We start from the raw sequence: 8024 nt of genomic DNA on the forward strand, positions 1-8024 counted from the left end.
TAATATGCAGGGGTGCTTCGGCTTTATGCTGTTTGCAAGCGAGGGGAAAAAACGAGCGGTTGCGAAAACGCGATGTACACATGCGCGGACTCCAGGAGTGACTGGGGTGGTGCTGGCATGTGGCTTGGCGTTATCCGTGCTTGGCGCAGGTTTGCAGGCGGATGAGGCATCGCCTTCGCTGTTCGGTAACGTTGGTTTTTTCTATGGTTTGCAAGAGGCTGATGGTGGTGCTCGTAGCGAAGATTCGACCATGGTTGGATCGCTGGGTACGCGTGGCTATCTATGGCAGCCCTGGTTTGCGCAATACAGTGGTGGAGCCAGCTTCAGTGGGCATACTGCTGAAAATGAAAACGTCAACAATCAAGCAGAAATCTTGTCGGGTAATGCAGCGCTTTCGCTGTTTCCGGTGAGCCGCTTTCCCTTTAGTGCTTCGTTTAATCAAGTCAATCGTGACTATGATTGGGCAAACAAGCATACCCTGGAAGATCATTTTTTTACCAAAACCCGTAGTAGAAGTGTAAATGCGCGTCAATCGCTGATCACCAACTGGGGTTCGCGCGTTGATGCCTGGTACGACGTTAGTATGCGGGATTTTGATGATTACGATCAGAGCCGTCCCAAGTATGATATTCAGGACACAACACTGGGTGCGAAATTTCAGCATCGCGGCGAGCGTTTTAATTTGTACGCAAATGCTACCCAGCAACAGCAGGATAATTCGGATGTTGATCGTGCATCAACGTCGCAGATGGTGTCGCTGACCCATGATTATTTTCCGACCAGTACCTTTTACATCAAAACGCTGGGAAGTCAGTCGGTAAATACGATTGAGGACGAGTCGAAGTACTCCGATTTTGCCTTCAAGTCGCAGAGTGAAACCACCAGCGATCAGGCAACTAGCATGTTTTACTGGCGACCAGATTATAAGCCGTATACTGCTACTGGCGCAGTCCGTTTGAATCGGCGGACACAGGTATTTCCGACCAAGGACGCACGTCAACACAGTTTCGCCGCCAATATGGCTGGCAACTATCACCTTAATCGCAAAACGCGGTTAACACTGACAGGTAATGTTTCTGATCTGGAAACCCAGGGAAGCAACAGTCTGGCGGGTAACGTGGCGGCCTTGGTGTATTTTCAGTCCGATCGCCAGTTGCTGGGTAAAATGACGTATTACTGGTTCGCAGACGGTGGTGTACAAGAGGATGTGGTCGCCGAATATCAACGGACGGAAACCGGGCAGACAGCAAATGCTGGCTTGGGTCATTCAGCTAATCGCAGCTGGAATACCGGGAATCGCTCGAATTTGCGTGTGAGTGGTCAGCAGGCCGTCAGGCAGCTAGCCAAGTTTGGTCGTGTTGAGGATGAGTCCTTGGCGTTGACGCATACAGCTACCGCAGCCTATGGTCTCAATGAGCGTAGTGATTCGTTTTATGCCCAGTTGACTGCAATAGATTCTCGAGAATTGGTTGTTGATGGTAGTAATCAGGTGGCAACCTTGCAAATTTCCAAAAATTCGTCCCTCAGCAGACTAAGCACCTGGGGCGGAAATGTCTCGTCCCAGATGACCCGACGCGATGCCGGTGATGGTTCAAATATTAGTCTAACAACCACATCAAGTGCCCAGTTGAACTACCAACATTCCCGGTTGTTTGGTATATATAGGCTCAAATTTCGAACCAAACTCGAGGGAACCAGTATTGAGAATCGTTTCGGTGCTGACCGTCTGCAGGGAGACTGGGAAAGTAGAATCAGTTATAGTGTGGGTAAGCTGAATACTGATCTATTCTTACGGGCGATGCAGAGCGATTCCGGTATCGGTAACCGCATGGGTGTGTTGCAGATCAACAGAAGTTTCTAATACTCTTTAGTGCTGTTTCGCTGGGTTGAGTATTGTTGGGGCAGCGGTCGCTGGGGCGCCGTTGCGGTGTAGAAAAACAAAGGCAGCCTGTTCGCTTCTGGGGGTATGGCTGTTTGTTTCGGTAAAATAATTGATTAAAAACAAACGGAGAATGTAATCATGAGAGCCAAATCGGAGCGCACTGCTGTTTGGAAAATCGCCCTGTTTGGGGTGTTAGCCTGGGTTGGAGTGCTTATAACACCGCAGACTGCTCAAGCAGAGTATGCAGACGTCGTCATTAACAACTATGCAGATGCCGCAGGCATGCGTCCAGTCGTATTTCCTCATTGGTATCACCGTATTCGTTTCCGTTGTAAGGTTTGTCACGCGGACTTGGGCTTTAAGTTCAAGGCCGGTGGTAATGAAATTACCATGGCAAAAATTATCGATGGCCAGTTCTGTGGTGCTTGCCATAACGGTGAGATCTCTTGGTCCGTAGAAAACTGCGGCCTGTGTCACTCTGGTATTCCTGGTACTCCTACTCACATCAGTGGAAGTACAGTTCAGCGTCTCGTAGCTCCGGCCTACAAGTCTCTGGATACCAACAAGAAATAATTGTGGCGAACATAGATTAAGGATAAGAGACCATGAGAGAGATGATAAAAACGCTAGCTATTGCTGCTTCGGTCGCAGCGATGATCCCGCTGACTGTGCAAGCTGAAGGTATTTCTGTTGTGGCAGCAGCGACCCCCGTGACTTCTGCTGAAGTTACCGGTTCAGTACCAAAGCAGGTTAGTGTTTCCAACGCGAACACTTTTAACCGCTTGTTGAAGAAAGACAAGGATCCGAATGCCGCTCCACCTGAAGATGGTATTCACGACACAGATAATGACAATACTTTTAACCTGCAGCCGCCCAAGGTGGCTTACGAGGGCTGGCCAAAAACTAATTTTGGTAACCACGTAAACTGGGTGCAGGTGTTGGCGGAAGGTAAGATTAATCCTCGCTATGACCGCGTTGATCCAGAGGTTGAGCCCTTTGTTATGGATCTGGACATCGTGCGTCCGGTGAAAGCATCTGTGCCAGATGTGGTGTTCCCACATAAGCCGCACACTGTGTGGTTGCACTGCTCCAACTGTCATCCAAAGATCTTTGTGCCACAGGCGGGCGCAAACCAGATCAACATGTCAGCCATTATCTTGGGTGAGAAATGTGGTGTTTGTCATGGTAAGGTCTCTTTCCCTGTGACTACCTCATCCTGCAAACTGTGTCACTCCAAGCCGAAGGACAAGAACTGGACGCCTCCTTTGAGCGGTGCGACAGTGAAGAATCCTTGGCGCTAAGCCATTGATTGTCGGGTGCCGCCTGGGTGGGCGGTACCCACAAACAAAGTACATCTGAGTTGTCGGGGTGTGCTTTGTTTGTGGGGAGCACGTTTGCGGTTCGATTTAGTTCTGGATTGGGCCGGCCGATACATCGCGTTATGTCAAATCAACGTAAGAGTAAGGGTGTAATGGCTTTGAACAAGAAAATCGTTAAGAGCTGCGTGGAAAGTTTTGCGTTGCTAGGTGTGGTTGCGGCAATGGCAGGTTGTGGCCACTTGGGCTTGAATCGGGCGTCTTCAGAATCTTCCCAACCACAAATATCCGAAGAGCAGCGCGAGGCTGCACAGCTGGCGAAGGAAGATCAAGAAATCGAACTCATGTCAGCCCCCCCGAGTGCGGCGGATGTGAAGCCCGCTGCCGAGGCGGTGAATTTATCACCCAAAACACCGGATGCGATACCCGTCGCATCACCTTCTCCGGCAAAACCTGCGTTGGTTATTCCCAAAGAACCCAATACTGTATTGATCTCTGTAGATAGTAAAGACAAGTCGCACCCTGAGTTTGGTGAAGGTCACCCCAATGGCTTTTTGGTAAACGGGGTGATGGGCGATGACATCATTGTCCGTCGAGGAGATAAATTCACGTTCCGTGTAGATACCGACGTCAAACATGACTTTTACATCACCACCAGTGCTGTTGGTTGGGGTGGTAGTGTATACACCACGGGGGTGACAGGGCAGTTCACCTACAAGGGTGATGTCGTTCTGCAGACGGATGAATCCACGCCAGAGACGCTTTACTACCAATGCCGCAACCACAAAAATATGGGTGGTCGCATTGTTATCGTGGACAAAAATGCGGATGTTGCTGCGGTTAAGAAGCGATTGCTCGAAGAAAGACAAAAGGCGTTGGCCAAAAATGCGAGCGGTGCTGGTCATTCGCATGTTGATGAAGGCAAAGTGAAGCAGAAAATAGCTTACGCCAAGATGATGTTGGGCATTCGGGGTAAGCAACTTGATGCTGCAGCCAAGGCTGCCATCGAAGGCAAGATTAAGGAGTCTGATGCGGCTTTGGGCAAAGGTAATTTGGATGTTGCTTATTCAGCAGCTGAGGCAGCGGCAGATTTGCTGAAAACGCCTGGTGCCGCGCAAGCTGAAAAGAATAACTTGGTAGAAGCCAAAAAGGCTTACGAGGAAAAACTGCATTCGATTGATAGCATCAAAGAATCTCATCAACGCGCTTTTTCTCAAGCGAAGAAAAAAGGTGAAAAGGCCGTGGCCTTTGACCAAAAACGGGTCGATGAAATGTTGTCCTCAGCCACGCAATTGGCGAAATCAGAGAAATACGCTGAAGCTAAAAAGGAGCTGACTCGTGTAGAGTATTTGATTACAACAGCGCTTAATGAGATGGTTGGGTCGCGTACGGTGGTGTTTGAACTTAAGTTTGATACCCCTGCGGATGAATACGAATACGAAAAGAAACGTTATTTCAGTTACATCGAGTTAATTCCAACGGCGATTGAAATGCGCAAGCCTGAACAGAGCAGAATAGATGCTGCTCAACAGTTTGTGGATAAGGCTAAGTTTTATGCACAAAAGGCGGATGAATCGATGGCTGCTGGTCGTGTTGACGAGGCGATTGTTGTTATCAAGGATGCAACCTCAGAGTTGCGGGTTGCCTTGATGAGACTGGGTGTTTCCATGTAACTCGTTTTGTATGGATTGATTGCTAATATTTGGATGCGGATGGGACATGAAGTTTGTTAAGACAAGGGCGAAGAGCGTGCTGGGCATGCTGATGGCCGCAGCGCTGGGGTTTGCAGCGTCGGTGATAGCCGCAGAGCAACCTAAGTTGGAGGCAACTTATGAAGCCAGCTCTGGTCATTTTCAATTGCACGGTGATGTTGTTCCTATTGCCGAGGATGGTATTCATGATCCGTTCAATGAATCCGTTGCTATTTTGCAGCCGCCAGCGGAAGCCATGCTTAATTTTCCTCGGGATAAGCGCGGTATCATCAATTGGGTTGAAGCGCTGGATAAAGGTTTGATCAACCCTCGCACGGGCTTGACTGGCGATGAAAAAATGCACTCTGTGGATTTCGACGTCATTTTTCAGAATACGGCATCAATGCCGTATGTGCGCTTTCCCCATCGCCCCCACACGATTTGGTTAACCTGTAAAAATTGCCATCCTGGGATATTTATTCCACAGCGAGGCGCTAACCCCGTGACCATGGCGGCCATCATGCAGGGTGAGTACTGCGGTGTGTGCCACGGTAAGGTTGCTTTTCCACCCTATGAGTGTGATCGATGCCACAAAGAACCCCGCGAAAGCGCAGGACTGCGCTACAAATAATAACAGGCGGATTTTTTACTCTTGCATTGCTGGGGTGCGCGAGTACTCCGGTGACTGCCCCGGTGCACTTTTCGTCAGGCGGTCAGGCAAAAACTTTGTCGCATGTTAAAACCATTGATACCGTCAAGTTGGCGGGGGATGGTTTTTTTGTTTCGATGCTGGCTGGAAGTGCAACCTACGATATCAAGCGTCCTGCGGCCATTGGTGTGCGTAATGGGCTGCTCTATATTGCGGATGCGGGCAATGACGGTGTGTTATTGGTATACGATTTGGCCAATGATCGAATTTCACCGTTTCGAGGCGCTGGAGAGTTAATCCAGGATGAAGCATCAGATATCTTTGTTGCAGCGGATGGCTCGTTCTATGTTGCGGATACGCAGGGTAAGCGGGTTTTATGGTTTGCCGGTGATGGTGAGCTGCGTAAGGTATACCGTGACGATTCCAATATTTCCCGCCCCATCGCGGTGGTAGTCAACGAAGCAAACAACGAAGTTTATATTGCTGACGAAGTTTATAGCAAAGTTATTGTATTCAATCGTGATGGTGAACCGTTGCGCGGTATGGGTGGGCGCGGCGAAGGAACGGGGAAATTCCGCATTATTACCGACATGATTAAAGTGCCTGGTGGCTATCTGGTCAGCGATCGAATTGAGTTAAGTGTGCAAATGCTGGATGAGTCCGGGCAATATCAGGGTGACTTTGGTTCGGACAAGTTGGATTTTCCAACGGCGCTTGCCGTGGATAGATTCGGTCGGGTGTATGTTGCTGAAAAGTCGGACAGCACCATCAAAGTTTTTCAGCGCGGTGAGTTGATTGATGTCATCGGTAGAAATGGCTACGGCGACGGCGAATTTCGTTACATCAGCGACATGAAGCTGGTGGATGACAAGCTGTACGTTGCAGACAGCTTGAATGGCCGAATTCAGGTGTTTGATGTGATCCCGCCTGCCGCCAAAGTGGGTTCGCTGTAACAGCTCACCATGCTGCGTAAATCGTTTTTTTTCGTGTTGCTCATGCCGCTTTTGATAGCGGCATGCGCGTCTTCTCCCGTCGCATTGCAGTATCAGCATGCACAGTCCGCCAGTTGGCCAGTGCCGCCGGATCGGGTTCGCTTTGTCTACGTGGGCGAGTTGTCGGGCGCGAGTAATTTTTCTGAAACTACCTCAAGTAATTTTCTAAAAAAGGCCTGGTTCGTACTGACAGGCGTACTGTTGGGCGGAGATCAGCGCAGCTCTTTGCAGCGTCCGTCGTCCGGTTATACTGATGTGAGCGCAGGGCGTGTTTATGTAACTGATGTTGGCCGCAAAGGCGTGTTTGTGTTTGATCAGGCAGAAGGGCACTTGCGGTTTTGGGATGCAGCCTCTGCTAAACACGCGTTTCAAACACCCATTGCGATCAGTCAGGGCGTGAATGGGGAGCTGTGGGTCACTGATGCGGACTTGAGTGTTGTAGTTCGCCTGGATTCGGATGGTGAGCCGCTGGGCTGGGTGGGCGAAAGTGTCTTGCAACGTCCCACGGGAATTGTGTTTGATTCGACGCAGTCATTGATGTTCGTCGCCGATGCTGCAGCACATAATATTCAGGTTTTTAACGCTAGCGGCACTCTGGTGCGCACGATAGGTCAGCGCGGAGAAGGGCCTGGGCAATTTAATGGTCCCACGCATCTGGCGATTGATGGTGATCGCTTGTTGGTGACGGATACGCTGAACTCACGAGTGCAGATATTGTCGCTGCGGGGTGAATTTATTTCGTCGTTCGGTACGCGAGGCATGTATATCGGCAACATGCCGCGACCCAAGGGGGTGGCGGTTGATGGTGCGGGACACATCTATGTTGTGGAATCGTACTATGACTATCTGCTAGTATACGACGCGGAGGGGCGCTTACTCTTGCCTATGGGCGGTTCCGGGAAAAATCCTGGCCAGTTTTATTTGCCTGCAGGCGTGTGGACTGACGGAGATAAACGGATTTTTGTGGCCGACATGTTCAATGGTCGAGTAGTAAGCTTTGACTATGTGGGTGATGCGCAAAGCGATTCACCACCACCTGAGAATAATCATAATACCGGCGGTTAAATATGCGCAAAATGGGAGTAATGCTCGCTGCGTGTCTGGGCGGAATGTTGGCCTGGAGTCACCTGGTTCTGGCGTTGGATTTTCCGTTAGCCCCTGATCGCGTTCCCGATGTTTCCAATACTCGCCATAATTTTTCCGTGGATGGCCCTGCACCGCTGAAAACCAACGAGCCGCGCAACGTCGTATCCACTAATCAAAAAGAAGTCTGCGTATTCTGCCATATCCCTCATGCTGCGGCTGCGAATGTTGGCAATCCTCGACCGTTGTGGGCGCGTGACGCCATCGAAACGGCGGGCGGTGCCGTGACGTATACGCTGTACGCATCTGGCTCAACCGATGCGACTTTGGCGCAACCTGGTAATGCTTCCAAAATGTGTTTGTCATGTCATGACGGTACGTTGTCGGTGGCGACGGTGGGTAGTATGACTG

Annotated in this window: 8 protein-coding genes; all 8 read left to right on the top strand. The window is 50.2% G+C overall.

The features are described from left to right. The first annotated feature begins 106 nt into the window (after positions 1-106). Entirely contained in the window at positions 107-1861 is a 1755-nt protein-coding gene (locus OEW58_07765; protein ID MDH5301240.1) for a hypothetical protein, read from the top strand. Positions 1862-2020: 159 nt separating this feature from the next. Further along, on the top strand, positions 2021-2455 hold the full coding sequence (locus OEW58_07770) for a hypothetical protein (protein MDH5301241.1): 435 nt from the start codon (positions 2021-2023) through the stop codon (positions 2453-2455). A gap of 32 nt (positions 2456-2487) precedes the next feature. Then, positions 2488-3183: a cytochrome c, class I gene (locus tag OEW58_07775; protein MDH5301242.1), complete on the top strand. Its 696-nt coding sequence runs from the start codon at positions 2488-2490 to the stop codon at positions 3181-3183. A gap of 170 nt (positions 3184-3353) precedes the next feature. Then, the gene (locus OEW58_07780) at positions 3354-4871 is read left to right on the top strand and encodes a hypothetical protein (GenBank protein ID MDH5301243.1); all 1518 of its coding nucleotides are present in this window, start codon (positions 3354-3356) and stop codon (positions 4869-4871) included. 46 nt (positions 4872-4917) lie between these two features. Then, a complete protein-coding gene (locus tag OEW58_07785; GenBank protein ID MDH5301244.1) occupies positions 4918-5520 on the top strand; it encodes a cytochrome c3 family protein in 603 nt (200 codons plus the stop codon). A 95-nt stretch (positions 5521-5615) separates the two neighbouring features. After that, a complete protein-coding gene (locus OEW58_07790; protein MDH5301245.1) occupies positions 5616-6491 on the top strand; it encodes a hypothetical protein in 876 nt (291 codons plus the stop codon). A gap of 42 nt (positions 6492-6533) precedes the next feature. Beyond that, complete coding sequence (locus OEW58_07795) at positions 6534-7595, top strand: 6-bladed beta-propeller (GenBank protein ID MDH5301246.1); 1062 nt, start codon at positions 6534-6536, stop codon at positions 7593-7595. A 2-nt stretch (positions 7596-7597) separates the two neighbouring features. Then, the coding region (locus OEW58_07800) for a hypothetical protein (protein MDH5301247.1) at positions 7598-8024 on the top strand (427 nt) is incomplete at its 3' end.

This window comes from Gammaproteobacteria bacterium, assembly GCA_029884425.1.
Lineage (GTDB): Bacteria > Pseudomonadota > Gammaproteobacteria > S012-40 > S012-40 > JAOUHV01.

Coding starts and splice junctions, on each gene's coding strand:
- OEW58_07785 (MDH5301244.1), top strand. CDS start 4,918: ATGAAGTTTGTTAAGACAAGGGCGAAGAGCGTGCTGGGCATGCTGATG.
- OEW58_07775 (MDH5301242.1), top strand. CDS start 2,488: ATGAGAGAGATGATAAAAACGCTAGCTATTGCTGCTTCGGTCGCAGCG.
- OEW58_07795 (MDH5301246.1), top strand. CDS start 6,534: ATGCCGCTTTTGATAGCGGCATGCGCGTCTTCTCCCGTCGCATTGCAG.
- OEW58_07780 (MDH5301243.1), top strand. CDS start 3,354: ATGGCTTTGAACAAGAAAATCGTTAAGAGCTGCGTGGAAAGTTTTGCG.
- OEW58_07770 (MDH5301241.1), top strand. CDS start 2,021: ATGAGAGCCAAATCGGAGCGCACTGCTGTTTGGAAAATCGCCCTGTTT.